The organism is Pedobacter psychroterrae (assembly GCF_004331695.1).
Lineage (GTDB): Bacteria > Bacteroidota > Bacteroidia > Sphingobacteriales > Sphingobacteriaceae > Pedobacter > Pedobacter psychroterrae.
Genome location: NZ_SJSL01000001.1, coordinates 13,004 through 37,991 on the forward strand (window position 1 = coordinate 13,004; position 24,988 = coordinate 37,991).

At 41.6% G+C, this 24,988-nt stretch carries 23 protein-coding genes; 6 read left to right on the forward strand and 17 right to left on the reverse strand.

Annotation, left to right across the window (positions count from 1 at the left end; all coding sequences use genetic code 11):
- Position 1 precedes the first annotated feature (1 nt).
- Genes galE through EZ437_RS00085 form a run of 3 tightly spaced genes read right to left on the reverse strand, consistent with a single transcriptional unit; the run spans position 2 to position 3,332 of the window.
- Entirely contained in the window at positions 2-1,024 is a 1,023-nt protein-coding gene (gene galE / locus EZ437_RS00075; protein WP_131591960.1) for a UDP-glucose 4-epimerase GalE, read from the reverse strand.
- A gap of 8 nt (positions 1,025-1,032) precedes the next feature.
- Positions 1,033-2,022: a UDP-glucuronic acid decarboxylase family protein gene (locus EZ437_RS00080; protein WP_131591961.1), complete on the reverse strand. Its 990-nt coding sequence runs from the start codon at positions 2,020-2,022 to the stop codon at positions 1,033-1,035.
- Positions 2,022-3,332 carry a UDP-glucose dehydrogenase family protein gene (locus EZ437_RS00085; protein WP_131591962.1) on the reverse strand — a complete coding sequence of 437 codons (1,311 nt, stop codon included), beginning with the start codon at positions 3,330-3,332 and terminating at the stop codon, positions 2,022-2,024. Before EZ437_RS00085 ends, EZ437_RS00080 begins: the two co-directional genes overlap by 1 nt.
- A gap of 141 nt (positions 3,333-3,473) precedes the next feature.
- Between EZ437_RS00085 and EZ437_RS00090 the strand changes: the two genes are divergently transcribed.
- The gene (locus EZ437_RS00090; protein ID WP_317126406.1) at positions 3,474-4,610 is read left to right on the forward strand and encodes a 3-deoxy-D-manno-octulosonic acid transferase; all 1,137 of its coding nucleotides are present in this window, start codon (positions 3,474-3,476) and stop codon (positions 4,608-4,610) included.
- Here EZ437_RS00090 and hemH read toward each other — a convergent pair.
- The 5 genes from hemH to EZ437_RS00115 all read right to left on the reverse strand — a co-directional run bounded on the left by hemH (position 4,607) and on the right by EZ437_RS00115 (position 8,678).
- Positions 4,607-5,620, reverse strand: a complete 1,014-nt coding sequence (hemH, locus tag EZ437_RS00095) for a ferrochelatase (protein WP_131591964.1) — start codon at positions 5,618-5,620, stop codon at positions 4,607-4,609. The two genes, EZ437_RS00090 and hemH, sit on opposite strands and share 4 nt — an antisense overlap.
- A gap of 64 nt (positions 5,621-5,684) precedes the next feature.
- Positions 5,685-6,533, reverse strand: coding sequence for a 4-hydroxy-3-methylbut-2-enyl diphosphate reductase (locus tag EZ437_RS00100; RefSeq protein ID WP_131591965.1), 849 nt, complete (start codon positions 6,531-6,533; stop codon positions 5,685-5,687).
- A gap of 94 nt (positions 6,534-6,627) precedes the next feature.
- Entirely contained in the window at positions 6,628-7,512 is an 885-nt protein-coding gene (locus EZ437_RS00105) for a hypothetical protein (RefSeq protein ID WP_131591966.1), read from the reverse strand.
- Positions 7,509-8,129, reverse strand: coding sequence for a 1-acyl-sn-glycerol-3-phosphate acyltransferase (locus tag EZ437_RS00110; protein WP_131591967.1), 621 nt, complete (start codon positions 8,127-8,129; stop codon positions 7,509-7,511). The genes EZ437_RS00105 and EZ437_RS00110 overlap by 4 nt, the downstream gene beginning before the upstream one ends.
- A 39-nt stretch (positions 8,130-8,168) precedes the next feature.
- The gene (locus EZ437_RS00115; RefSeq protein WP_131591968.1) at positions 8,169-8,678 is read right to left on the reverse strand and encodes a phosphoribosyltransferase family protein; all 510 of its coding nucleotides are present in this window, start codon (positions 8,676-8,678) and stop codon (positions 8,169-8,171) included.
- A gap of 159 nt (positions 8,679-8,837) precedes the next feature.
- On the opposite strand from EZ437_RS00115, the gene EZ437_RS00120 reads away from it, so the two are divergent.
- Positions 8,838-9,551: a head GIN domain-containing protein gene (locus EZ437_RS00120; protein ID WP_131591969.1), complete on the forward strand. Its 714-nt coding sequence runs from the start codon at positions 8,838-8,840 to the stop codon at positions 9,549-9,551.
- Between the two features lie 68 nt (positions 9,552-9,619).
- Here the strand turns inward: EZ437_RS00120 and EZ437_RS00125 are convergent, their stop codons facing one another.
- The 7 genes from EZ437_RS00125 to kbl form a co-directional block, all read right to left on the reverse strand.
- Positions 9,620-10,024 carry a hypothetical protein gene (locus EZ437_RS00125; RefSeq protein ID WP_131591970.1) on the reverse strand — a complete coding sequence of 135 codons (405 nt, stop codon included), beginning with the start codon at positions 10,022-10,024 and terminating at the stop codon, positions 9,620-9,622.
- A 12-nt stretch (positions 10,025-10,036) separates the two neighbouring features.
- Positions 10,037-11,500, reverse strand: coding sequence for a 23S rRNA (uracil(1939)-C(5))-methyltransferase RlmD (gene rlmD / locus EZ437_RS00130; RefSeq protein ID WP_131591971.1), 1,464 nt, complete (start codon positions 11,498-11,500; stop codon positions 10,037-10,039).
- A gap of 107 nt (positions 11,501-11,607) precedes the next feature.
- Positions 11,608-11,718, reverse strand: coding sequence for a phenylalanyl-tRNA synthetase subunit alpha (locus EZ437_RS00135; RefSeq protein WP_131591972.1), 111 nt, complete (start codon positions 11,716-11,718; stop codon positions 11,608-11,610).
- Between the two features lie 80 nt (positions 11,719-11,798).
- Positions 11,799-12,374: a TetR/AcrR family transcriptional regulator gene (locus tag EZ437_RS00140; protein ID WP_131591973.1), complete on the reverse strand. Its 576-nt coding sequence runs from the start codon at positions 12,372-12,374 to the stop codon at positions 11,799-11,801.
- Positions 12,374-12,781 (reverse strand): Rieske (2Fe-2S) protein, encoded by a 408-nt coding sequence (locus EZ437_RS00145; RefSeq protein ID WP_131591974.1) that lies wholly within the window; start codon positions 12,779-12,781, stop codon positions 12,374-12,376. Before EZ437_RS00145 ends, EZ437_RS00140 begins: the two co-directional genes overlap by 1 nt.
- Entirely contained in the window at positions 12,781-13,818 is a 1,038-nt protein-coding gene (pheS, locus tag EZ437_RS00150) for a phenylalanine--tRNA ligase subunit alpha (RefSeq protein WP_131591975.1), read from the reverse strand. The genes EZ437_RS00145 and pheS overlap by 1 nt, the downstream gene beginning before the upstream one ends.
- Positions 13,819-13,919: 101 nt before the next feature.
- Positions 13,920-15,107 (reverse strand): glycine C-acetyltransferase, encoded by a 1,188-nt coding sequence (kbl, locus tag EZ437_RS00155; RefSeq protein ID WP_131591976.1) that lies wholly within the window; start codon positions 15,105-15,107, stop codon positions 13,920-13,922.
- A gap of 141 nt (positions 15,108-15,248) precedes the next feature.
- On the opposite strand from kbl, the gene EZ437_RS00160 reads away from it, so the two are divergent.
- Positions 15,249-17,696 (forward strand): DUF5686 and carboxypeptidase regulatory-like domain-containing protein, encoded by a 2,448-nt coding sequence (locus tag EZ437_RS00160; RefSeq protein WP_131591977.1) that lies wholly within the window; start codon positions 15,249-15,251, stop codon positions 17,694-17,696.
- Here the strand turns inward: EZ437_RS00160 and EZ437_RS00165 are convergent.
- Complete coding sequence (locus EZ437_RS00165) at positions 17,693-18,877, reverse strand: C1 family peptidase (protein ID WP_131591978.1); 1,185 nt, start codon at positions 18,875-18,877, stop codon at positions 17,693-17,695. The genes EZ437_RS00160 and EZ437_RS00165 overlap by 4 nt on opposite strands.
- Positions 18,878-18,988: 111 nt before the next feature.
- On the reverse strand, positions 18,989-21,439 hold the full coding sequence (locus EZ437_RS00170; protein WP_165500310.1) for an outer membrane beta-barrel protein: 2,451 nt from the start codon (positions 21,437-21,439) through the stop codon (positions 18,989-18,991).
- A gap of 220 nt (positions 21,440-21,659) precedes the next feature.
- Between EZ437_RS00170 and EZ437_RS00175 the strand changes: the two genes are divergently transcribed.
- The 3 genes from EZ437_RS00175 to EZ437_RS00185 all read left to right on the forward strand — a co-directional run bounded on the left by EZ437_RS00175 (position 21,660) and on the right by EZ437_RS00185 (position 24,822).
- Positions 21,660-22,337, forward strand: a complete 678-nt coding sequence (locus EZ437_RS00175) for an SIR2 family NAD-dependent protein deacylase (protein WP_131591980.1) — start codon at positions 21,660-21,662, stop codon at positions 22,335-22,337.
- Positions 22,338-22,442: 105 nt separating this feature from the next.
- Positions 22,443-24,182 (forward strand): GMC family oxidoreductase, encoded by a 1,740-nt coding sequence (locus EZ437_RS00180; RefSeq protein WP_131591982.1) that lies wholly within the window; start codon positions 22,443-22,445, stop codon positions 24,180-24,182.
- 16 nt (positions 24,183-24,198) lie between these two features.
- On the forward strand, positions 24,199-24,822 hold the full coding sequence (locus EZ437_RS00185) for a gluconate 2-dehydrogenase subunit 3 family protein (protein WP_131591984.1): 624 nt from the start codon (positions 24,199-24,201) through the stop codon (positions 24,820-24,822).
- The last annotated feature ends 166 nt before the right edge of the window (positions 24,823-24,988 follow it).

Sequence of the window (24,988 nt, forward strand, 5' to 3'; positions counted from 1 at the left end):
ATTAAAATGGATTATCCTTTAAATATTTCTCCCAGTTCCAGGCCGAAGACATCATTTCACTGATACCCAATTCTGCCTTCCATCCCAGATCTCTGGCAGATTTTGTTACATCACCCCAAACTTGCTCTATATCCCCATCCCTTCGTGGCCCAATAGTATAATTTAACTTCTGGCCTGTAGACTGTTCAAATGCATCAATGACTTGTAACACTGTTGAGCCCGTACCCGTACCCAAATTAAACACTTCATAGTTTGATTCGGCTTCATCATTTTCCAAACGCTTTATCGCTGCTACATGGGCCTTTGCTAGGTCTACCACATGGATATAATCTCTTACTGCACTACCATCAGGTGTGTTATAGTCATTCCCGTATACTGTAATTGGTCCGCGTTTCCCAATTGCTGATTGGGTTATAAAAGGGACTAAATTCTGAGGGACGCCTATAGGCAATTCACCGATCAGTGCGGTATGATGAGCGCCAACAGGATTGAAATAGCGCAGCGATATTACCTTTAGGTCCGGACTCACTGCACAGGTTTCCTGTAAGATCTCTTCTGCAATTTGCTTAGTATTTCCATATGGTGACTCCGCTTTTTTTGTAGGAGCGTCTTCAGTTACAGGCAAAACATCCGGCTGTCCATACACAGTACATGAAGAAGAGAAAACCAGCTTAACTGAACTGTTAAATTCATTGATCAGATTGATCAGTGAATAAAAGTTGTTCCTGTAATATTTTAGGGGCTGCTGAACAGACTCTCCTACAGCCTTAAAGGCAGCAAAATGAATTACTCCCAATATGTCAGTCTGTGCTGCGACAAACTCTTTAACCTTGATTTCATCACATAAATCAAGCGCTACAAATTCTGGCTGAATACCAATAATTGACTCAATTTGTTTAAGTATTTTTGGATTGGAGTTGGATAGATTATCTACAATGATTACCTCATAACCTGCATTGTGCAGTTCCACTACTGTATGTGAACCAATAAAGCCGGTTCCGCCTGTTACCAATATTTTAGACATTTTTTCTTTTATCGATTATATGTTTTAAAATCTTTATGCTCATTATTTATCAATGCTTCTTTAGGCAAGGACTTAAAATACTCATAGGTAATCTTCAGCCCTTCAGCCCTGCTAATCTTCGGTTCCCAGCCTAAAATCTCTCTGGCCTTGGTAATATCCGGACGGCGCTGTTTCGGATCATCCACCGGAAGGTCCCGCAACACTAATTTTTGAGTGGTCCCTGTCAGCTTAATGATCTCTTCTCCAAATTGTTTAATGGTAATCTCATCAGGATTGCCAATATTAACAGGAGCAGCATAATCACTAAGAAGCAGTCTGTATATTCCTTCCACAAGGTCATCTACATAACAAAAAGACCTTGTCTGAGACCCATCTCCAAAAACAGTGAGGTCCTCTCCGCGTAGTGCCTGACCAATAAAAGCTGGTAGAACCCTTCCGTCATTCAGTCTCATTCTCGGCCCATATGTATTAAATATCCTTACGATCCTTGTTTCCAGTCCATGAAATGTATGATAAGCCATTGTCATCGCTTCCTGAAAACGCTTTGCTTCATCATAAACACCTCTCGGGCCAACCGGATTTACATTGCCCCAATATTCTTCAGGTTGTGGATTGACATTCGGATCGCCATATACTTCAGAAGTAGAAGCAATCAGCATTCTGGCATTCTTGTTCTTAGCAAGACCCAGCAAGTTGTGTGTACCCAGAGAGCCCACTTTTAAAGTTTGTATGGGTATTTTTAAATAATCTATTGGGCTTGCGGGAGAAGCAAAATGCAATATATAGTCCAGTTTACCTGATACATACACGAATTTTGAAACATCATGATGGGCAAACTCAAAGTTCTCCAGTCCAAATAAATGTGAAATATTCTGCAGATCTCCTGTAATCAGGTTGTCCATACCAATAACATGATAGTTCTCCTTTATAAACCTATCACAAAGGTGTGAGCCAAGAAATCCCGCAGCACCTGTAATTAACACTCTTTTACGTTCCATTAAATTATAAGCTTACGGCCAACACTATTATAATAATATCCCAGATCGATCATTTTTTGAAGGTCATATAAATTACGTCCGTCAAAAATCACTTTGTTACTCAATGTCTCTTCCATCCTTTCAAAATCAGGATTTCTGAATACGGACCATTCTGTAGCAATCAATAATGCATCTGCTCCCTTCAAAGCCTCATACTGGTTTTCTGCATAGGCTATTTTATCACCCATTATTGCCTTTACATTTGCCATTCCTTCAGGATCAAACGTAGTGACGGTAGCCCCCTTATTTATCAGTTCATCAATAATATACAAAGCCGGTGCCTCACGGATATCATCTGTTTCAGGTTTAAACGACAGACCCCATAATGCAAAATGCTTGCCTTTGAGATCTCCTTTATAATATTTCAATAGCTTTTCAACCAACACAGTCTTTTGCTTTTCATTTACCTGCATTACTGCTTTCAAGATCTGAAAATCATAACTGTGCTCATCTGCAGATTTTGCCAGGGCTTGTACATCCTTAGGAAAACAGCTTCCTCCATATCCTATACCCGGAAAAAGAAATCTTTTACCAATACGGTCATCAGATCCTATTCCTTTACGTACAGCATCTACATCAGCCCCTACTATTTCACAAAGATTTGCCACCTCATTCATGAAAGTAATTTTAGTAGCCAAAAATGAGTTAGCAGCATACTTCGTCAATTCCGATGAGCGTTCGTCCATAAATAGAATTGGATTTCCCTGTCTTACATACGGACCATATAATTCCGCCATAAGCTTTTTCGCTTTTTCGCTTGTCGTTCCGACTACCACCCGGTCCGGCTTCATAAAATCATCTACAGCCACGCCTTCACGTAAAAATTCTGGATTGGAAACCACATCTATCTCCACATCCGTATTTTCTGTAAATACGGCTTTTACTTTATCTGCAGTGCCAACAGGGACCGTTGACTTATTTACAATAACCTTATACTCTGTCACAAGTTTAGAAATATCCTTTGCTGCCCCAAGAATATACGAAAGATCAGCAGCACCGTCTCCTCCCGGAGGGGTAGGAAGGGCCATAAAGATAATTTGTGCATCCTTAATGCCCAGTGAAAGGTCAGTAGTAAAGGTCAACCTTCCCTGAGCGATATTCCGGTTAAACAGGACGTCAAGCCCAGGTTCATAAATAGGTATTTCACCTGCCTGCATTTTCTTCACCTTAGCCTCATTCACATCTACACATATCACGCTGTTCCCGGTTTCAGCAAGGCAGGTGCCCGTTACTAAGCCTACATATCCAGTTCCAATTACGGCTATTTTCATATATTAATTCCGTTTTAGTATTATTGAAGTATCTTCGGCTAAGATAAGAAATAAACATACAAAATGCTTTGGCTTTACAACATAGGTATTCAACTTTTTGGATTAATTGTTAGGATATTTTCCTTATTCAACAAAAAAGCCTTGCTATTTATCAAAGGCCGAACCAATATTTTTGAAAAAATACAAACCAGCTTAGATTCCAAAAAAAAGTATATCTGGTTTCACTTTGCCTCTCTAGGAGAATTTGAGCAAGGAAGGCCTGTACTGGAAAAGATAAAGCAGCAGTATCCAACAAAAAGTATCGTGATCACTTTCTTCTCTCCCTCAGGGTATGAGGTCAGAAAAAACTATCCACTCGCAGATGCAGTTTTCTATTTACCTCTTGACACAGCAAAAAATGCTAAAAAATTAATCAGCGCCATCAATCCTGAACTGGTAATTTTTACAAAATATGAATTCTGGTATCATTACTTCAAAAGACTAAATTCTCTTGAAATCCCTTTGTTTATAATATCCGCGATCTTCCGTCGGGACCAGGTATTTTTTAAGTGGTATGGAGGATTACACCGGACAATCCTCAGTTTTGTAGATTTTTTCTTTGTCCAAAATGAAGAAAGCAAAAACTTGCTGTCATCCTTAGGCTTACAGAATGCTAGTGTTAGTGGCGACACGCGATTCGACAGAGTTGCAGAAAATGCGTTGGCTCCAAACAAAATTGATTTGATAGAAAAGTTTTGCAAGTCCAGTCCTGTTATGATCGCTGGTAGTACCTGGATGGAGGATGAGCAACTATTAAAACACCTGATACTTCCAAATCCAGGTTGGAAGTTTATCATCGCCCCTCATGAAATCGATGACAAGCACATCGCTGAAGTACAACAGATGATTCCTCTGGCAACAAAATATTCCACATTAGGGAATCAAGACCAAAATTCTCAAGTGCTGATTATAGACAATATTGGGCTTTTATCCTCCATCTATCAATACGGCAGCATTGCCTACATTGGCGGAGGGTTTGGTGCCGGCATACACAACACACTTGAAGCTGCGGCTTTTGGACTTCCGGTAATATTTGGCCCCAGGTATGATAAGTTTCAGGAAGCTAAAGATTTAATAGATCTACGGGCAGCTATAAGTATTAAAGACCAGCACGAATTAATGGAGGCCTTCCACAGATTTAGCAAAGACCAGACCGTGGGGATCATTTCAAAAGACTACGTATCAGCCAAGAAAGGGTCAACAGACCAGATTGTTCAATATCTTTCCAGATATCTCTAAGAGACTACCATATTAACCAGTGCTTGTATAAACTTTGGATGATCATTTAAACTTTCTACCAGCTGCACATGTTCACCACCCAGGGCTCTGAATTCCTCATGATATTCCACCGTAATTTCATATAAGGTCTCCAGACAGTCGGCCACAAATGCGGGACTGAAAACAAGCAGGCGTTTCTTCCCTTCAGCAGCCAGTCTTTTTAATACATCAGTAGTATAAGGCTGTACCCAGGGTTCTTTTCCCAAACGCGACTGGAAGCAAACCGTATAATTCTCTCTGGAAATATTGAGCTTAGCAGCTATTAACTTTGCGGTATCATGCCCTTGTGCAGAATAGCAGAATTTATTAGTATCATTTAAAGTATCACAGCAATTGTCCTTTTTTAGACAATAATGCCCCGCATGGTCGCACTTCAGCAATTGTCGCTCAGGAAGTCCATGAAAACTAAATAAAACATGATCATATGTTTCCGGCTGATATTTTCGTCCGTTCTCAGCAAAAGTCTCAATTATCAACTCATTGTCGTGAAAAGAATTCACAAAACTGACAGGCGGTATCGTCTGCCATTTACTCACTATCTCCATCACATGCTGTATTACAGAACCGCTGCTTGCAGAGGCATATTGTGGAAACATAGGGATTACCTTAATGCTTTCCACCAAACCTGCTTTCAGTTTTTCAAGGGCTGACAAGATAGAAGGACTCTGATACCTCATAGCCAGCTCTACATGGTAGTCCGCTCCTAATTGCTCCTGAACAAGCGCCGCCTGTATTCTGCTATAGTACAACAACGGAGACCCGTTTTCATCCCATATCTCCTTATACAATTTTGACGTTTTAGGGCTTCGAAATGGCACGATGATACCTTTTACAAGTAAAGTTCTTTTAAAGGCATTGATATCAATTACACGCTCATCCATCAGAAACTGATCAAGATATTTGCGCACATCACTTACCTCCGGACTATCCGGAGTACCCAAATTCACTAATAGTATGCCCTTTTTTCCCATAATACGGCGCGAAATTAAATTATTCTGATCTGGAATCAGCTTAATAAAAAACAATAATTACTTTTTAATGATGAAGCAGAAAGGACTTTACCTCTTCCATCAACCACATAGGGGTTGAGGTTGCTCCGCATATGCCCACCTTGTCGTCTGCAGAAAACCAATTCATATCAATCTCTTCTATATTCGATATAAAATAAGAATTGTCATTATATTTTTTGCAGACATCATACAGCACCTTTCCGTTTGATGATTTTTTTCCTGATACAAATAAGATCTTATCGTAGTTCACTACAAATTTCTCAAGATCACCATATCTATTCGATACCTGCCGGCAAATTGTATCATTTGCTTTAACTTCATAACCTCTGTTGATTAATTGTTCTTTGATATGATAGAATTTATCTGTGCTTTTAGTAGTTTGACTATATAACGTAAAACTGGCAGGTAACTTAACGTCATCCAATTCAGCCAAATCCTGAAATACAATGGCTTTACCGTCTGTTTGTCCCTGCAAACCCACCACTTCAGCATGGCCGTGTTTACCAAATATCAAGATTTGCTCGTCCTCATCATGTGAATTTTTTATCCGGTTCTGCAGTTTTAAAACCACGGGACAGGATGCATCTATGAGCGTAAGATTATTTTCTAATGCCAGTTGATACGTAGACGGTGCCTCACCATGCGCTCTGATCAGCACCTTCTCATTGTGCAGATTGTTCAGTTGTTCATGATCAATGATCCTTAAGCCTTTATCAGTCAGCCGCTTCACTTCTTCATCATTATGCACAATATCTCCCAGGCAGTACAGATAATCCTCATGGGCCAGAATGTCTTCAGCCATGTCGATCGCGTACACCACTCCGAAGCAAAATCCCGATGCCTTATCTATATTTACAGTTAAATTGTACTTCATCACAAGTTAATAGCTAATCAACTACAAACTTAGGCAAAACAATGTTTGCATTTGTCAGCTGATAAAAAAAAATGCATCCAGATGGATAATCAAATCATCTCCTATATTGGAGTGCTTTGCTACAGATCTCCTTTAGTAAAAACCAGGAAAGTAATGTCATTTGTACCGGATGCAACAGCACATTAACAACAGGATTTTCATTTGTGAGAAAAGAGATCATTACCCGGGTCAAGAAGATCAGCCCTATTGGCAAAGCCACAAAAGAAGGCTCAAAATAAATAAACATCACAATAGGCCCTGCTATTAATAATAAAAGATAAATTAGCGCTGCTAAGCTATTATTACCAAATACCTGCAGCAATTGTCTACCTTGCACATTAGCTCCCTCAGTATTATTTATCAATAATCCATTTGCCAGAAGTGTTTCCATACGCTCCCGCGACCTGTTTGACCGGTAATCCTCTGCATTAAAGAACATACATCCCGTATTTACCATAGCAAAGGCCGGACTGCTTGTCAACCGCATTAACCTTAACGGAAACATATTTAGCACAATAAATTCCTTTATCGGAACCACACACCATTCATACGCTGTATTTAACTGCTGAGTCGGAATTAAATGCAGCAAACTAAGATTAAACACCTTGGTACGATACACCAGGTTGTTAATCAGACCATTGCCAACTACCATATTTGGTTCTAAAAACAACAAATACTTACCCTTTGCTTTGTCTGTCAATAGCTGTTCATCCTCATCATCCGCTTTAATAATGACCTCCAGATTTTGATAATCCTGCTGCTTCAGTGAATCTAAAAGAACTGATATATCCTCGCCAGGTAATGGTGCCAGTATCACAGAAACCATATCGGTAAACCGTCTTCCGTATTTATTAAGCTTTGGATTAGACAGGAAATTAAACAAGGTTACTGAAAAACGCAGCACTAAAAATACCAGTATGGCATAAATAAAGATGATCATATGTATTCAACCTGATCCGCTAGGGCTTGCTCATAATGCTTATTATATTCACTCTTGAGCAATTGTAGGCTGATGTATTCTTCAGCTTCCCAATTACGGAGATAGGTTCTCACCTGCGGCTTTCGCTTTCCAAAATAATCTACCAGAGTAGCTGAAAAAACAATCTGAAATTTCTTTTTAGATGCGTTTACAATCTGCATCACCCCTTTTTCAAATACGATACTATCTGCATAACTGGTATAGCGCTTACCTTGCGGAAATACCAGTACCAGGTTCCCGGCATCATTCAAAAGCTGCCCTGCATAAAGTAATGTTTCTACAACGTCTTTGCCTTTATTTACTGCCGCAAATGCCCCCGCATATTTCAGGTACCAGTTTTGTTCATAATCTTCATTAGTCACCAATACATGAAAATTCTTTTTAAAAGAAAGCCGGTTAAGTTGAAACATTAGAAAGCCGTCCCACCAGCTAAAGTGATTGGCCAATAACAGTATTGCCTCATCGCTTTTAACCGGTATCCGGTTGAAAGTGTAAGAATAAAAATCCTTCTTTATGATATAAGCAATATACCAGGAAAAGATCTTAAATAATAATGGGCTTTTTTGGGGCTGGTACATCCCTCTAAAATGAGAAAATTTGCGCTCAATTGCAAATGCTTAGCTTAAATAGACCCGGTCTTCTTCACCTTCTACATCCATAACCACGTCCACATGCTCTTTCAATACTGTGGCCAACTGCAAACCAACATAATCTGTAGCTATAGGAAATATTTTATGTCGCCTGTCTACCAATACAACAGTTCGGATCTTTTTATGCGGGGTATTTAAAAAAACACCAAGTCCATAAGCAAGCGTTTTACCGCTATTCAAAACATCATCAACCAATATCACTACTTTATTCTTCCAATGAGATTCGTCCAGGTCTGTATTGGCTACCAGTTTGCTGTTCAACCTGTCCAGATCTATTTTGAGCATCACAATTTTAAAATTAGAGATCTTTAAAAGCACTTCCTGCAGGCGCAAAGCCAGTTTATATCCACGGTCCCATATTCCTGCCAATACGATTTCCTGCTCGTCAAGATTATCTTCCAATATCTGGTATGCTATTCTATTAATCCTTTGCTGTATCTGATTCTTATCAAGAATAAGTAACTGAGATTCTGCCATCTGATATTATGTTGTTTTTCGTTTACAAAAAGAACGATTTTAAGACTCATAATCAAACTTAGCTGAAAGTATTTTTGAGATTAAATAAATTTCACCATCGCTGCAACGTTTGCCCCATCTTTACGTCTAATTACTATAAACCTATAAAAAAACAAAAAGATGAAGAAGTTTAACCCAATAAAATTATCCGCACTTACATTGGCCTTCTCCGCAATTGCCTTCTCGCTTAGCGCTCAGGATAGCAAAGATGTAACACTCAGAAATTTCAATGAAGTTTCCGTTTCAAGCGGCATAGACCTGTATCTTACTCAGAGCACTGCAGAAAATATTAAGGTTATAGCCCATCCTGATCTCTTAAAAGATGTAATCATCGAAAAAGAGAATAACTTGCTAAAGATCAGGTACAGAAACAACATAAGCTGGGGCAGGATGTTTAAAGGCCAGAGTATTAAGGTCTATGTTAATTACAAAACACTGCAGGCTATTTCGGCTAGCGGCGGAAGTGATGTTTTTACGCAAAACACTTTGAAAACAGATAAACTGGTTGTCAGTGTAAGTGGGGGCTCTGATCTGGAATTAAATTTAGTGACTAAAGACCTGCAGGTCCAGAGCTCAGGAGGGTCAGATATTGAATTAAAAGGCAGCGCGGTAAACATGCAGGCCAGCGTGAGCGGAGGAAGCGATATTGATGCTTTAGGCTTTGTTGTCGAATATGCCAGGGTAACGGCAAGCGGGGGGTCAGATGCAAATGTGAACGTTACCAAAGCTTTGGAAGCAAGTGCAAGCGGCGGCAGTGATGTCAATTATAAAGGAAATGCATCTGTAAAGAAAACCTCTTCCAGCAGAAGCGGTGATGTAAAAAGGATAAATTAAAATTTAGACAATTAGTTTTTTAGTAATCCCTGCCAGGCGGATACCTGCAGGGATTTTTAAATCAGCTATTAGCCTCTGTTTTTATAAGGATAAAAAATAAAATTGGCTCCCTCGGGTACTATCACAAATACACACATAAAGTCTTCCGGCTTCTTATAATTTTTAAGAAACAATGCCCTTTTATCAGGCGTGATAATACCCTTTTCAACAAATTCTTCAAATGTAGAAGCCTGAATGGTCCATTCTGTATTCAATTCGTTTCTATCGAGTATCTTTTCGCCAATATTAACTGTATGTTGATGCGCTATAAATATAGGATTGACAGACAAACCCTCCACCATAATCTCTACCGCAATTTCTCTTATAGAATCGGCATACAGATCAAGATCTTTCTCCAGGCTTATCAGGGGACTTTTAGCTTTCTCCTCTTTATTACCCTCAGGCTGTTGTGGCATTAATTCTTCTAAATCCATTCTTTAATTCTGTTAATCTTCAATAATTTCCAAAGTCTTTCCTCTGAACTTCAGCAATACGACATTTTCAACATGTTGCGTATGCGGAAACATATCCACAGGCTTAATCCGCACTATAGTGTACTTCTCTTTTAGCAATGCCAGATCTCTTGCCTGTGTAGCAGCATTGCAACTTACATATACTATCTTATCTGCTTCCATTTCTAACAGTCTATCCACTACGTCAGCATGCATACCCGCCCTTGGTGGATCGGTAATTACCACATCAGGCTTACCATGCTGCACGATGAAGTCCCTGGTTAGAATGTCCTTCATATCACCGGCAAAGAAGGTTGTGTTGGCTATTTGATTTAGCTCAGCATTAAATTTTGCATCTTCAATAGCAGTTGGTACATACTCTATTCCCACCACATGCTTTACCCCCCGGGCTACAAAATTAGCTATAGTTCCTGCCCCTGTATATAAATCATAAACCAGTTCATCACCTGTAAATCCCGCAAATTCTTTCGTGATTTTATAAAGTTCATATGCCTGACCGGAATTTGTCTGGTAAAAGGACTTGGCCCCTATTTTAAATTTAAGGCCTTCCATTTCTTCAAAAATATGATCACGGCCGCCATAAGTAATCACCTCCTGATCAAATATCGTATCATTCTTTTTCTGATTGATGATATACTGCAAGGAAGTGATCTCAGGGAAATTTACCTTCAGAAATTCCATCAATCCATTTACAGATTCCTGTCCCACATAAGCGAAGACCACCACTACCATCACTTCTCCCGTCGATGAAGTACGGATGATCAGGTTCCTCAAATTTCCCTCATGGTTTCTAAGGTCATAGAAACTCATTCCGTTATTTAATGCATATGTCCTTACGCTGTTTCTGATCGAATTGGAAGGCTCAGCCTGCAGGTAGCAATGCTGAATATCCAATATTTTATCAAACCTAAGCGGCACATGAAATCCAAGGGCATTCATCTCCAGATCTTCATTGGGCCCGACTATATCATCAGGCCTGTCCGCCATGTCCTGCTTATTCAGCCAGCGTTTATTAGAAAATGTATATTCCAGTTTATTACGGTAATATTTATTCTCTGCAGATCCCAAAATGGGCTCCATACTACTGGTATCTATTTTTGCCAGGCGTTGCAAGGCAGCCTCTACGTTTTTTTGCTTAAATTTTAATTGCGACTCATAGCCCATGTGTTGCCATTTACAACCACCACAAGTGCCAAAATGCTGACAAAAAGGATCTGTTCTTAAATCTGAAGGCTTAATCAGCTGCTCAATAACTGCTTCGGCAAAGTTCTTTTTCTTTTTAACGATCTTAACATCTACTATATCTCCCGGTACAGCCTTGTCTACAAATACCACAAGTTCATCTGCTTTACCAACTCCTTTGCCTTCCTCGGCAATGTCTATAATACTTAAATTAGGAATGATGGTTACCGTCCCGGATTTTCTGTTTCTACTCATTATGGTACAAACTTAGATAAAATTGGCCTGTTTTTAAATTCTACAGGCACAAAGATTTACCTGAAGTGCCTGGAACACCTTTTAAAAATAGAAATTAACGTCAAACCCTACTTACCAAAGACTTTAAGGATAAAACCAAAAAAACCATTTACTAAGTTAAAGCTTACATCAAACTTCTCATCCACCATTACAGAAATTTCCAAGATCTCTTTACTCATGACAACATCTAACTATTTAGCCAAAAATACACGTTTTTGTACCAAATACCAAAACGGTATAGTTAAGATATTGTAAAGATTTAAAGTGCTGCCTTCACGAGAAAAGGAAGCAGTTCTTTTTGAAAGCTCACAAAGTTTTTCCTTACATCCGAGTCGCTGACAGAAGTAAAGGCAAATGAAAACACAATACTTTTACTTGCTTTAAGTAAAAAGGCCAATCCTTCCTTTCGTGATGGATTGTGTTTAAAATGATCCAGTTCCAGGTATGCCGACAACAGCAGAGATTCAAGCTGATCCGACAGGTGCTTTAAAAACTCTTGTGAATTCGCATTCTCCCGCACAAAATCCCATCCTATAAATTCATTGCAAACAGTATAGGTGAGCCTGCAGGTCTTCATTACCAGCGCCTTCAGGTGTTCTTCTTCATTGGCAAACTGCGCCTTATTTTTAAGGATCTCATGCAAATTCAGATCCAGGTAATTCATTAAAATCGCATCCAGGATCTGCTCTTTGCTTTCAAAATACTTGTATATAGTGGCTTTAGCCATCCGCGCCTTCCTCGCAATTTCATTCACACTCGTCTTATGATACCCGTATTTCCTAAACAGTTCTTTTGCAGCCCTGATAATGCTTTCTTTAATTTTCTCCGGTTCCATTAATTACTTACATTTATAGTCTGCCCTCCACGAAGTGACGTGGTATAGGATTTTAAACTGCGTACTGCAGGTGCTTTCTGTGGACTCCCATCAGTCAGCAAATATTTAGCCCCCGTACAGGGATCGGTAGCCGTTATGCCTGTATCATCGGGCGACACTGCACATCCTTCTTTCGGATTTACAGAACTACACCTGTCAAATGCCACATATCCATTACCTGTATTTACAATCATCAATCCTTTTACACCATGGTTGGGTACTAAGAGAACCCGGTTAACCGCTTTAATATTAAACTCCTGAACGGTCACATTGTATTCCACAAATATGTTAGGAATCATCTCACCTTCCTTTCCGCAGCCTAATATAATTATTGTTAATAAAAATAATCCTGATAATCTCCTGATCATTATATCAATGACGTTTTATACTGCTTCAAAAAGCGTACATCGTTTTCAGAAAACAAACGCAGGTCCTTTATTTCAAATTTTAAATTAGCAATGCGTTCTATTCCCATTCCAAATGCAAATCCGCTATATTTTTTACTGTCTATGTTGCAATTCTCCAATACATTCGGGTCCACCATACCACAGCCCAGGATCTCCACCCAGCCACTATACTTACACATGTTACAGCCATCCCCTTTACATATAGTACAGGAAATATCCATTTCTGCAGATGGCTCAGTAAATGGAAAATAAGAAGGCCTGAAACGGACCTTAGTTCCTTCTCCATAAAGTTCCTGAACAAAATAAAACAGGGTTTGTTTCAAATCAGCAAATGAAACATTTTCATCCAGATATAAACCTTCTACCTGGTGAAAAAAGCAATGTGCCCTGGCAGAGATCGCTTCATTTCTATATACCCTGCCTGGCATGATTGCCCTGAAAGGTGGTTGCCCTGCTTCCATCATCCTCACCTGTACAGATGAAGTATGTGTCCGCAATGCTATATCCCCTTTTTCTCCACCCTTTTTTATAAAAAAGGTATCCTGCATATCACGGGCAGGATGCTCTTCAGGGAAGTTTAATGCGGAGAAATTATGCCAGTCGTCTTCTATTTCCGGACCTTCAGCCACTACAAACCCAAGTTTATTAAAGATCTCAATGATCTCTCTTCTTACCAGGGCCAGTGGATGCCGCGCCCCTATTTCAAATCCCTCTCCGGGCAAAGTTAAATCTGCATCAGCTACCTTTACCGATTCCTCTGCTACATTATTTTCCTTCAAAAACTGATATTTCGCTTCGGCAAGTTGTTTAAACTCATTTAAAACCTTACCAAGGGTTCTTTTCTCTTCAGGTGAAACAGCTTTAAATTCATCAAAAATATCTTTGATGATGCCTTTTGTACCCAAAAACTTTATCCGAAATTGCTCTAACTCATCCGCTTTCTCTGTAGAAAATGCATTTATCTCTTCAGTATATTGTGTTATCTTATCTTGTAACATGGCTCAAATATACAGCTAATTATACAATAAATTTATAATGACTGAGTCCATAAATCATCTTTAAGTACATGAAGATAATGAAAATAGACTCAGCCTTGCATTTATATCACCTTTAGTTCTTTACCAACTTTAGTAAAAGCGGCAATCGCCTTATCCAGGTGGTGCTGCTCGTGCGCGGCCGACAACTGTACCCTGATCCTTGCTTTACCCTGACCAACTACCGGATAATAAAACCCGATCACATAAATCCCTTCTTCCAGCATTTTGGCTGCAAATTCCTGCGCCAGCTTGGCATCATAAAGCATCACCGGAACTATCGGGTGTACCCCTTCTTTAATATCAAATCCCGCTTCCGTCATTTTCCTGCGGAAATAAGCAGTATTGTGCTCCAGCTTATCTCTCAGGTCTGTCGTTTCACTCAAAAGATCCAGTACCGCAACTGATGCACCTGTAATAGCAGGGGCCAGTGTGTTTGAAAACAAATATGGTCTTGACCGCTGACGGAGCATATCAATAATTTCTTTTTTACCTGAGGTAAATCCACCTGAAGCACCGCCCAGCGCCTTACCCAAGGTACCTGTAATGATGTCTATTCTATCCATCACATTGAAATGCTCATGGGTACCGCGACCAGTTTTCCCCATAAACCCGGTACAGTGTGACTCATCGATCATTACCAGCGCTTCATACTTATCGGCCAAATCACATATTTTATCCAGGGGGGCCACTACTCCATCCATAGAAAATGCACCATCGGTCACAATGATCCGGTGTCTTGAATCTTTAGCGGCTATTAATTGCTGTTCCAGATCTGCCATATCTGCATTCTTGTACCTGAACCGCTTTGCTTTACACAAACGCACACCATCAATGATAGACGCATGGTTCAGTTCATCAGATATGATCGCATCCTGATCATTGAATAAAGGCTCAAAAACACCTCCATTGGCATCAAACGCCGCAGCGTACAAGATTGTATCTTCGGTTCCTAAAAACGTCGACAACTTCGCTTCCAGTTCTTTATGTACATCCTGTGTACCACAAATGAAACGTACAGAAGACATACCATACCCATATTTGTCGATCGCCTTTTTAGCCGCCCCGATCACGTGAGCATGTGAAGACAGTCCTAAATAATTATTCGCACAAAAATTGATTACTTCCTGACCTGTATTGATCTTTATATCGGCACCCTGAGGGGTTACAATTATACGCTCGCGTTTAAATAAACCATCGTTTTCTATTTGTTCAAGTTCTTTTTGCAGAACAGGCTGAAGTGTTTTGTACATTGTGAATAATTTAGTTACGCTGCAAAGTTATAAAAATATCATCCTGTAGCTATATTCAAATTAAAAGCACTTAACAAACTTTAACAGAATTACGCTGTTACATTAAAATACTTATCCGATATTTAGGCATAAATCTGCACAATGAACAAAATCTATCTTACGTTATTCTTGTTAATTGTTACCCTCAGTGTGTCTGCGCAACAAGTAAAACTTACCGGCACAGTAAAAGAAAGTAGCGGAGAATCTGTTCCATTTGCTTCTGTTTATATAAAGAATACCACCATTGGTACCTCGGCCAATGTTGACGGCTTATATAGCTTATCACTAGATAAAGGCACACATACTATAGTTTACCGCGCCATAGGCTATAAAGCAGTCGAAAAAGACATTACCATCAATGAACATACTTCCCAGGATATCACACTGGCACCGGAAACTTATAGCCTCGCTGCCGTTACCATAGACGGCAATGCCGAGGACCCAGCGTATGAAATTATCAGACAGGCCATCAAACAGAGAAAAGCGCATTTGACAGAAGTCGACGCCTATACGGCCAATGTATATATCAAAGGTGTACAGAAACTGGTAGGCGCTCCAAAAAAATTCTTTGGCAGGGACATCCAAAAGACACTCGATCTGGACACCAACCGCAAGGGAATTCTATATCTGTCCGAATCTACCTCAACCTTTGCCTTTAAGCAGCCGGACCTGGTACATGAAGAAATGGTTTCATCCAAAACTGCGGGTCGCAACAATGCATTTAGCTTCAATAAAGCATCCGATCTGATCATCAACTTCTACCAGAATATACTGCTCGAAAATACGCTCAGCCCACGCGGGTTCGTATCGCCCATTTCAGACAATGCCCTACTTTATTACCGCTATAAATTTCTGGGTGTAGCAGTTGAAAACGGCGCTACCATTAATAAAATACAAATCATCCCCCGCAGGGAACATGACCCTGTGTTTCGCGGGATCATCTATATCAAAGACGACAGTTGGCACATGGTGAATGCAGATGTATACCTCACTAAAAACTCCGGTATCAACCTCCTCGATACGCTAAACATCTCCCAGCAGTTCTTAAAAGTGGAAGACACTTATATGCCTTCCAATATCAATTTCCAGTTCAACGGAAATGTGCTTGGCTTTAAGTTCGAGGGTTACTATGTTGGCGTTTACAGCAATTACAATATCCATCCTGAATTCCCTAAAGGTTATTTCAACGGAGAAATCCTTAAAATCACCAAGGCAGTTAATAAAAAAGACTCATTATTTTGGTTAAATAACCGCCCCATCCCCCTCACCGGCGAAGAAAGCCGCGACTATGTCAGAAAAGACAGTATTGCTGCCCTGAAAACTTCCAAAAAGTACCTCGACTCGCTGGAGCGCGTGAACAACAAATTTGGCATAGGGAAACTGCTGTTATCAGGATATACGGTCAACAACCGTTACGATAAAAAATCACTTAGTTTTGATCCGGTACTCAAGGCCATTATATACAATACTGTTGAAGGTTTTGCTGTCAAATATGGAGTTACGTATACCAAAAACATGGAAGACAGAAAATACTTTTCCTTTCGTCCGGAAGCCAGGTATGGGTTCTCCAACAAAACATTTACGGCCAACCTGTCGGCCAACTACTATTACGACCCCGTCAAGCGTGCTAATATCAGCATCAGCGGTGGTTCAGGTATTTACGACCTGAATAATCTCGGAACGATGGCCTTGTTAGGAAACTCGATCAACAGCCTACTTTTCGAAACGAATTTCAGTAAATTTTATAAAAAGGAGTTCGTTAATATAGGTGCTACAAGGGAACTGGCCAATGGGCTTCAGGCATCACTTGTAGCCGACTACTCAAGAAACACCAACCTGCAAAATACTACTTCATTCAAAATAAGGGACCTGAAAGACAAAGAATTTACTTCAAATAACCCTTTCTCACCTGACACAGAGACACCGCTTTTTGACAATTACAAGTCTCTATCCCTCAGTGCTTCCCTGACATATACGATCGGTCAGAAATATATCACAAGGCCTGATGGCAAATTCTATCAGGATGCTAAATACCCGACCATCACGGTCAGCTACCGCAAGGGGATCAACAATCTGCTAAACAGTGAGGTAGATTATGACCTGGCAACCATTGGCCTACAGCAGAACCGCATCAGCGCAGGAATGTGGGGCTACGCGTCGTTTGTGTTAAGCGCAGGAAAATTCCTAAACAACAATAAAGTATATTATCCCGAATTCAAACACTTCCGCGGTAACAATGCCCGATTTATCAAACCCGACCTAAGGAGGTTCCTTTTCTTAGATTTCTATGAATTCAGCACAAAAGAACAATATGCAGAAGCGCATTTGGAGCATAATTTCTCCGGACTGTTCAGCAATAAAATCCCACTTGTACGCAAATTAAAGCTTGAGGAGGTAATCGGTATAAGCTACCTCACCCAGCCTTTAAAAGAAAACTACACCGAGTTTTATTTTGGTGTGCAGCGTCTCATCTTCAGAGCAGTCTATGGATTTGCCTATGATGGAAAGGATCAGGCAGTGCACGGCTTTAAGTTATCTTACGGATTTTAAATATCCAGTTTCTTTCTGATATCTCCAGGAATGCCTTTTTTATGTAATAAAAACGCAGTGGTTTTATATTTCACAAAGTTCTTGGTCACATACAGATAGCCTTTATAGTCGTTTACAGCACCCCATGAATTTTTAACGATGTAATATTCTTTACCGTTCTGGTCCTTGGCAATGCCTGTAATCTGCATCCCGTGATCATCTGTAGTTTCATACTCATCAAACGCAGCCTGGCGCATCTCTACCGTTATCTCCTTTTCATTCTTAGGCCCGTTAAACATCGCTCTTTTTTCCTCTCCCGTCATGTCTTCTAGCTCTTTCGCAGGCACATAGGCGATCCCGTTTTTCCAGCTAAAGCCTTTTTCGCTCACATCTGTAGCCCATGCTACTGTAAACCCACCTTTCAAAGCGTTGTCAATAATCCTGGTGATGTCATCCATCTGCACATTATATACCTGATCAAAAGACCAGTTATCAGGCACCATCAATACTGCCTTCTGATAATACGGCGAGGTATTGAAAGAAGAAAGCTCTACATAATCAGCAGGCTCAATCCCCACTACCTCTTTAGCAAAAGTTTTAGGTGTATATTCCTTCCCTTCATAAGTGAATTTCTCCGGAACTGCACCCATGCAAGAATCTATAGTTGCTATATATCTGGCTTTCCAGTTCGGATCAAAATTACCCGACACAGCTTTTTTAAGGATCGCTTCTGTCAGCTTGTTCATCCTGTCAGATGAACTGCCGCTTCCATAATCATTGCCAGTATAAACCTCCTGTGGCAATGCGCCATATTTTGCAAACATATTGGTTACATCATGACAAGCACCTCCATCACCAAGTGTCAGGGCGCCGTGCATGCGCACATAATTGATTCCTTTCTCTATGTAGGCGTTACGTGCAGTAAAAAGATCAGCAAGATCTACCGGCTTCTTACCCATACGGATCATTTCAGACTCAAGGAAAGAGTTCGTACTATAGCTCCAGCAGGTACCTGATGATTTTTGATTTTTCACCGAAGTAGCTTCCGCATTTATTAACGGCGTAAAAGTAAAGGTTGTAGCACTGTTTTCGCTTTGATTATCTTTAAGGGAGTTAACAAGATTGTCCTGTGCAAAGGTAATGGTCGATCCGAGCAGCAGGCCAGCAGCCAGCCACAATGATTTCATTGATGGTTTAGTCATTTGTATGTTTAATGTTAGTTAGTTTTTTTGTTATCTGCATAACACTGCAAACTTACTAATATTCTAGCCTCCGGCACAAGCCCGATCCTTTCATAACAAAAATATTATGTTTTAGCGGCCAGACTTAACCCTGTTGCGCTCCGCTTCAGATCCGCCAGTACGCTGGCGGGCTGCCTTGATCGCATTGCTTCCAAACCGGTAGGTACAGGTAAAACGGAACACCCGGCTTTCCCAGCGCTCACTTACCACATAATCCTGTGACGGCAATGTACTGGTGATGCTGCTCCTCTGCAATTTAAATACATCATTTGCGCTCAGTTTCAGGCTCAGCTTCTTGTCCATAAACGACTTGCTAAGCCCCAGGTCCACACCATACTGGGGAGCAATCAGCAGTGTACCATATACATTTCTGGATTGATAATAGCCCGACCATTCTACACTTGCCGTTGGGGCCAGTGTGATGGTCTGCGTGGTATTCAGGTTAAAAGCGATCCTTCCGCTTTCATAAGGCGCACCGAGGAGATCAGGAGTTTTAAAATTATTGTAATAAGTCGTCAGGTTATTGCTACTGCTCCACCATTTGGTGACCTGTACCGGGCAACTGATATTCAGGTTGTACGAATCCTGGGTTGCCAGGTTCTGATCTGAGATAAAAATGGTCTTAGTAGCTGTATCAGTAAGCAATACATCAGTGATCACATCTGTAGTATGACTATATCCAAGCGTTACGTTCAATGTCTTTTTATACCCGTAAGAGAGCTCAAATGAATTGGTATACTGAGGCTTCAGAAAGGGATTACCAAAATTAAAAGAATACAGATCCAGATAAGAGATAAATGGGTTCAGCGACTCATAGTCGGGCCTGTCTATCCTCCTGCTGTAAGAAAAGCCCATTTCATGATTTTTAGCCAGCTCATGATTGACAAACACACTCGGAAACAAATTCAGGTAGTGCCTTTTTACAATTTTATTATCGGTGATCGAATTTCCTTTTGAATTGGTCTGCTCTGCCCTCAGCCCCAATTGCACCGTAGTAGCTTTAAACTTCCTGTTCAGATTTGCATAGGCCGCATTGATATTTTCATCATACAGAAACTGGTTGCTACGCTTAGGATCGTCCATCCATGCATTACCCTCAAAATTCTCAAATATAAAATTGTTGTCCGTCTTTACCAGGCTCGATTTCAATCCAGCCTCAAACTTCATCGCTTTGCCAATGGGATAGGTATAGTCTGCCTTTGCTGCCCGGATATTGGTTTCTGAAGGGGAAGCGTTTCTGAATAAATAAGCAGACTTTAGTGGTTGTCCTGCGGCATTAAAATAACGGTTGTTAAAATGGTTGTCTTCACTGCCCGTATATCTTGAATAATCCACATCTACACTGAATTCCTGTCCCGATGTATCAATCGTGACTTTATAGTTCAGGTTGTACGTCATCCCTGTATATTTATAATCGCCCGGATTCTGCGCTACTACCGACGAATCCGTTTTACCAGGCCTGTCGCCGATCAGTGTCAGCACATCCGACTCATTACGCCCATTGCTATTATAGCCGTTAAACACAAAGCCCACAGTATTCCTTTCATCTATAAAGTAATCAGCCCCCGCTTTATAATTGCTGTTGTTACGATCTCTTACTGTCGTATTCACCTGGTCAAAATAGGTTTTATCAGCTATCGTATTATTGACCCTTACGATGTCCGTACCGCTATACCTTTTATTCTTACCATAGTTAAAGTTGCCAAACACATTCAGCTTCTTCTCACGATGATTCATGGTGAGTCCGCCATTTGCTTTATGATACCTGCCATAACCCGCTCCTGCCGAAAGCGACCCGTTAGTACCATAATTCTGGTTCTTTTTCAGCTTGATATTGATGATCCCCGAATTACCGGCTGCATCATATTTTGCAGATGGATTGGTGATCAGCTCTATGGACTGTATGGCATTTCCTTCAGTAGAACGGAGCAGGTTGGCAAGTTGTTCGGACGATAAATAAGTAGGCTTGCCATCCAGCATGATCATCACGCCCTGCTTACCTTTCAGGCTTACGTTTCCTTCCCGGTCTACCGTCACCCCCGGTGCTCTTTCCAGGATCTCCAGTGCCGAATTTCCGGCAGCAATAGCGCTATTCTCCACATTGATCACCGTCTTGTCAATCTGCCGTTCAATAAGCGGCCGCTGCTTCACAATTTCTACACCTTTCAGCTCCCTGGAATCAATGGCCAACTGCACATCGCCGAGCCCATATACTTTTTTGTCAGCCGAGATCAGATATGGCCCCTTAAGGACTTTCTTATACCCAACTACATAGATCGATACCGTATAGCTGCCCGCTTTAAGCCCCTTAAACTGAAATCCCCCGTCTTCGGCAGTCAGCGTTCCTTTTACTATGCTGGAATCCCCGCTGTTTAGCAAACTTACTGTAGCATAAGGAAATGCCTTTTTCGTTTCATCTAGTACCCTGGCCGAAATCTCTCCGTCGCCTGTGGCCGTCTGCGCCTTTACATAGCTAAATGCTAAACAAAGTATTGCAAATATGAGGGTAGTATTTTTTTTCATAGGGCATAGTTTTTCACATACGCTTTCCAGCATACTACATTGAATATGATTAATTTAGGTATTCGGGTTTCTTTGTATTGATAAGATGAACAAATCAAACAAAAGGTTACAGAGATTTTAAAATAATCTCTGTCCATAAAAAGATCTGATCAAATTATCTATATTTCCGATGCGGAAACAAGCCGCAGAAACAGGGACAAAACATCAACCTAAAAGCGATATGAAAACCATTGTCATTTTAACCGGAGCAGGTATCAGTGCAGAAAGCGGACTCAAAACATTCAGGGATGCTGACGGACTATGGGAAGGACATAGTATAGAAGACGTGGCTACTCCGGAGGCATGGAAACGGAATCCGGCCTTAGTGCAGCAGTTTTATAATGAACGCCGCAAGTCGGTACTCGAAGCACGGCCTAATGATGCGCACTATGCACTGGTAAAACTACAGGAAAAATACAAAGTACATATCATCACGCAAAACGTGGATGACCTGCATGAACGTGCGGGTTCAGAAAATGTACTCCACCTGCATGGAGTGATCACCAGATCCCAATCCGACCTCGACCCGCAGCTCACCTACCCAATCGAAGGCTGGGAGCTGCGTGATACCGATGTTTGCGAACATGGAAAACAGTTGCGGCCACATGTAGTATGGTTTGGTGAAGATGTACCAATGATCAGTGTGGCGGCAAACATCTGCCGACAGGCAGATATACTTATAGTCATCGGCACCAGTCTGCAGGTCTACCCTGCTGCAGGCTTGATCAGCTATGCAGCACCTAACGCTATTAAATATGTAATAGACCTCAAAGTACCTGCCATAGGAAATGAGGTGATCAGGATAGAACAATCCGCTACTGAAGGAGTACCTGCCCTTGTCCAAGAGCTCATGTCGTAACAAACCTGCTGTAAAAAGCAAAAAATGGCATACTATGGGTTTTAAAACCATATAAAATTCTGTACCTTACTAAATATTACACAGATATAACCTAACCAGATATTAATGAGTGGATTTGAAATTAAAAAATCAGGCACCCAGTATGATGCCGTAATAGTGGGATCAGGTGCCGGAGGCGGTATGGCAGGATATGTATTGGCCAATGCCGGACTAAAAGTGTTGATGCTGGAGGCAGGGGCCTACTTTGACCCCCGCATAGATTCAGCGCAGTTAAAATGGCCCTGGGAATCTCCCAGAAGAGGCGCCCGCACTACACGGCCATTTGGCGACTTTGATGCCTCCTACGGGGGATGGCAACTGGACGGCGAGCCTTATACCCAAAAAGACAACTCCGAATTTGCATGGTTCCGCTCCAGGATGCTGGGCGGGCGCACCAATCACTGGGGCCGTATTTCCCTGAGAATGGGACCGGACGACTTCAAGCCTAAAGATGGCCTTACCGATGACTGGCCTTTAACCTATCAGGAGCTAAAACCTTTTTATGATAAGATAGACCGCATGATAGGGATTTATGGTAGCGTGGAAGGTATAGAGAGCGAACCTGACGGAATCTTTATGAAGCCGCCAAAACCACGACTGAATGAACTGTTCATTAAAAAGGGGGCAAAATCGGTGGGTGTCCCGGTTATTGCCGGGCGCGGATCGGTGCTGACAGAAGAACTAAAAGACAACAAAGACCGCGGACAATGCTTCTATTGCGGACAATGTGGCCGTTCGTGTAAGGTATACGCCGACTTCTCGTCGTCGTCATGCCTGGTGATCCCGGCCGTCAAGACGGGAAACCTTACTGTAATTACCAACGCAATGGTACGCGAGGTGCTGACCGATAAAAGCGGAAAAGCCACTGGTGTGTCGTATGTAAATACCAAAGACATGCAGGAATACCAGGTACTAGGCAAGACGGTAATTCTTGGTGCCAGCGCCTGCGAATCGGCACGGTTACTACTCAATTCCAAATCCCCTGCACATCCCAATGGCCTGGCCAACAACAGCGGTGTGGTGGGTAAATACCTGCATGATTCTACCGGTGCCAGTCTGGGCGGTTACCTGCCACAGCTCATGGACAGAAAAAGATACAATGAAGATGGCGCAGGAAGTGTGCACATCTATTCGCCCTGGTGGCTTGACAACAGCAAATTAGATTTCCCACGCGGATACCATATAGAATACGGCGGCGGCATGCATATGCCGGGCTACGGTTTTGGCTGGGGCATAGACAATTTGAACGGCACGGTACCTGGCCGTGACGGCAAACCTAAAGAAGCCGGAGGTTATGGTGCTACGCTGAAGGATGATTACAGACGTTTCTACGGAACGGCTATTGGTATGGCCGGTAGGGGAACAGCAATTGCAAGGGAAACAAATTACTGCGAAATAGATCCTACCGTGGTTGATAAATTTGGTATTCCAGTATTAAGGTTTCACTACAAATGGGCACCTGAAGAGGTGAAGCAGGCCAAACACATGCAGGATACGTTTCAGGAGATCATGCATTCCATGGGTGCGGTAATTACCAGTGGCATTCCCGGTCCAGAATCAAGTTACGGATTAGAGGCACCGGGCAAGATCATCCATGAAGTAGGTACCGTAAGGATGGGCGCTGACCCTAAGAAATCTGCGCTCAATAAGTGGTGCCAGGCACACGACTGCAACAACCTGTTTGTGGTAGATGCCGCACCTTTTGTACAGCAGGGAGATAAAAATGCAACATGGACCATTCTGGCGCTTTCCATGCGTACCGCTGAATACATCTTGCAGCAAAAAGATAAATTAAATATTAGCTGATCCTAAATCAAACGATATGAACAGACGTGATTCGCTGAAGGCCCTAGGCCTTACCGCATTGAGCACAGGAGTATTGATACAAGCCTGTAAACCGGGTGAAGAAAAAGCCGCTGCCATCACTGCAGACGGTGAGCTTCCTCCCGGCAGGCAGGAATTTGAAGTAGCCAGGGATAAGGACCTCAATGCTGCAAAATTCTTTAATGACCATGAAATGGCTACCATAACAGTCCTTGTCGACATTATCATTCCTAAAGATGATAAATCAGGTAGTGCCTCAGAAGCCAAAGTACCTGACTTTATTGAGTTCATCGTAAAGGACATGCCGTCCAATCAGACACCCATGCGCGGCGGACTGAAATGGCTCGACCTCCAATGCCTGGGCCGTTATGACAAAGCCTTTAAAGACACCTCACCGGCTCAGCAAATAGAAATGGTAGATGACATCGCTTACCCCAAAAAGGTAAAACCGGGCATGCAGCAGGGCGTAGCATTCTTTAGTCTGCTGCGCGACCTTACCGCCTCAGGCTTCTATACTACTGAAATCGGCATCAAAGACCTTGGTTTTGTAGGGAATGTCCCTAATGTATGGGATGGCGTACCCGCCGATGTGTTAAAGCAATACGGAATGCAAGACGTTTAAGCGCTATAACTATACATCTCGCTATATACACCTGCCACAAAAAAATTAGTGTCTCAGAGAAGACATAGCGTTCTTCGCTCTTCAGCGAATCATGCAGTCTTCGAAGAGATCACTAATTTTTTATATCTTTGCAGAAGCATTAAACGCCGTTTGCATCGGTATCAAT

Bases quoted from the DNA above. Each gene is read 5' to 3' on its own strand.
- EZ437_RS00170 (WP_165500310.1), bottom strand. From the start codon at position 21,439: ATGAAAAAAAATACTACCCTCATATTTGCAATACTTTGTTTAGCATTT.
- EZ437_RS00180 (WP_131591982.1), top strand. From the start codon at position 22,443: ATGAGTGGATTTGAAATTAAAAAATCAGGCACCCAGTATGATGCCGTA.
- pheS (WP_131591975.1), bottom strand. From the start codon at position 13,818: ATGTTACAAGATAAGATAACACAATATACTGAAGAGATAAATGCATTT.
- EZ437_RS00185 (WP_131591984.1), top strand. From the start codon at position 24,199: ATGAACAGACGTGATTCGCTGAAGGCCCTAGGCCTTACCGCATTGAGC.
- EZ437_RS00110 (WP_131591967.1), bottom strand. From the start codon at position 8,129: ATGTACCAGCCCCAAAAAAGCCCATTATTATTTAAGATCTTTTCCTGG.
- EZ437_RS00125 (WP_131591970.1), bottom strand. From the start codon at position 10,024: ATGGATTTAGAAGAATTAATGCCACAACAGCCTGAGGGTAATAAAGAG.
- galE (WP_131591960.1), bottom strand. From the start codon at position 1,024: ATGTCTAAAATATTGGTAACAGGCGGAACCGGCTTTATTGGTTCACAT.
- EZ437_RS00100 (WP_131591965.1), bottom strand. From the start codon at position 6,533: ATGAAGTACAATTTAACTGTAAATATAGATAAGGCATCGGGATTTTGC.
- EZ437_RS00080 (WP_131591961.1), bottom strand. From the start codon at position 2,022: ATGGAACGTAAAAGAGTGTTAATTACAGGTGCTGCGGGATTTCTTGGC.
- kbl (WP_131591976.1), bottom strand. From the start codon at position 15,107: ATGTACAAAACACTTCAGCCTGTTCTGCAAAAAGAACTTGAACAAATA.
- EZ437_RS00105 (WP_131591966.1), bottom strand. From the start codon at position 7,512: ATGATCATCTTTATTTATGCCATACTGGTATTTTTAGTGCTGCGTTTT.
- EZ437_RS00160 (WP_131591977.1), top strand. From the start codon at position 15,249: ATGAACAAAATCTATCTTACGTTATTCTTGTTAATTGTTACCCTCAGT.
- EZ437_RS00145 (WP_131591974.1), bottom strand. From the start codon at position 12,781: ATGATCAGGAGATTATCAGGATTATTTTTATTAACAATAATTATATTA.
- EZ437_RS00135 (WP_131591972.1), bottom strand. From the start codon at position 11,718: ATGAGTAAAGAGATCTTGGAAATTTCTGTAATGGTGGATGAGAAGTTT.
- hemH (WP_131591964.1), bottom strand. From the start codon at position 5,620: ATGGGAAAAAAGGGCATACTATTAGTGAATTTGGGTACTCCGGATAGT.
- EZ437_RS00165 (WP_131591978.1), bottom strand. From the start codon at position 18,877: ATGACTAAACCATCAATGAAATCATTGTGGCTGGCTGCTGGCCTGCTG.
- EZ437_RS00175 (WP_131591980.1), top strand. From the start codon at position 21,660: ATGAAAACCATTGTCATTTTAACCGGAGCAGGTATCAGTGCAGAAAGC.
- EZ437_RS00140 (WP_131591973.1), bottom strand. From the start codon at position 12,374: ATGGAACCGGAGAAAATTAAAGAAAGCATTATCAGGGCTGCAAAAGAA.
- EZ437_RS00115 (WP_131591968.1), bottom strand. From the start codon at position 8,678: ATGGCAGAATCTCAGTTACTTATTCTTGATAAGAATCAGATACAGCAA.
- EZ437_RS00085 (WP_131591962.1), bottom strand. From the start codon at position 3,332: ATGAAAATAGCCGTAATTGGAACTGGATATGTAGGCTTAGTAACGGGC.
- EZ437_RS00120 (WP_131591969.1), top strand. From the start codon at position 8,838: ATGAAGAAGTTTAACCCAATAAAATTATCCGCACTTACATTGGCCTTC.
- rlmD (WP_131591971.1), bottom strand. From the start codon at position 11,500: ATGAGTAGAAACAGAAAATCCGGGACGGTAACCATCATTCCTAATTTA.